General features: G+C 57.9%; 3 protein-coding genes. All 3 read left to right on the forward strand.

What is annotated here, in order from left to right; all coding sequences use genetic code 11:
* The coding region (locus tag CYR55_RS23865) for a hypothetical protein (protein ID WP_206604067.1) at window positions 1-393 on the forward strand (393 nt) is incomplete at its 5' end.
* Complete coding sequence (locus CYR55_RS22880) at window positions 383-967, forward strand: hypothetical protein (RefSeq protein WP_101818584.1); 585 nt, start codon at window positions 383-385, stop codon at window positions 965-967. The genes CYR55_RS23865 and CYR55_RS22880, both read left to right, overlap by 11 nt.
* A partial coding sequence (locus CYR55_RS22885; RefSeq protein WP_175580833.1) for a DNA cytosine methyltransferase occupies window positions 964-1,211 on the forward strand: 248 nt, incomplete at its 3' end. The genes CYR55_RS22880 and CYR55_RS22885, both read left to right, overlap by 4 nt.

Raw genomic sequence — 1,211 nt, forward strand, 5'->3', positions numbered from 1 at the left:
GGTGAGGTAGTGACAGACTTTTCTGCAATGGTGAGCCGACAGGAATTAGCCTTTTATACGAGGCCACACTTGGGGAATTTACAAAAATTTGCCCCACTCGAACCAGCAGCCCCGGTAAAGCCAGCCCTGCCAAGCCGGTACCACCGCTGGATCAAAGGGGTGGTACTGGACGTTTATGACTTCCTGGGGGCGTATGCCGTCACCTGTGGCGCATGTCAGCACGCTATCAAAAAGCTGTTGATGCCTGGCCAGCGTGGGCATAAAGACCGCCTGAAGGATCTGCGTGAGGCGCGCGCCTCAATCGATCGCGCTATTGAGCTGGAGATCGAGCGACAGGCAGCCGCGAAACCAGCCGCAAATCCTATCACCTTCAGGAATACCTATGCAGAGTAGCAAGCCTGTTGTCGTCTCCTTTTTCACACCTGAATGGGAGTACGCATCGCGCGCTGCTGCGCTCATCCGCCGCTGCGACGAGCTGGGGCTTGCGCATGACATCCAGCCGCGTGAAAGCCGCGGCAACTGGAATAAAAACACGGCCATGAAGGCGGAATTCATCCGGGAGATGTTGGCGAAGCACGAGCACATCATCTGGATGGACTGTGACGGTGAGCTGCGCCAGCTGCCGGTGCTGTGCATCGAGCACGAAGATCCCCGCCAGGTGCTGGCCGTGCCACACCAGACTATGCCGCGTAATTGGCATGTCTGCGTGCTTTCCTTCCGTCGCTCCCTATTCAGCACGTTACTGGTGGAGCGCTGGGTGGATGTAGTCAGAAATCAGGATGTCACTGACGAGCTGGCTTTCCACTGGGTTTCGGGTATCTGCCCTAAGCGGTTCACCCCGCTGCCCACCAGCTACTGTGCGCTGCCGCAGAAAGGCCAATTTCAGGCTGATGCTGTGTGGTGCCTGGGCGTCTCAACCGCGCGGGACAAGATGGCCATGAAAGCACGCCAGGCAGCAAAAAAATGAAATATGGCTCTGTCTGTAGCGGTATTGAAGCCGCTACTGTTGCCTGGCACCCGCTGGGCATGAACCCCCTCTGGTTTTCCGAGATTGACGATTTTCCTTCCGCTGTCCTGGCGCACCATTGGCCAGCTGTCCCTAACCTTGGGGATATGACGACGATCGCTGAACGAGTGTTATCCGGTGCGGTGCCCGCGCCGGATTTGCTGGTGGGCGGTACACCTTGCCAGGCCTTCTCTGTGGCTGGGCT

The organism is Chimaeribacter californicus, from assembly GCF_002858675.1.
Classification (GTDB): domain Bacteria; phylum Pseudomonadota; class Gammaproteobacteria; order Enterobacterales; family Enterobacteriaceae; genus Chimaeribacter; species Chimaeribacter californicus.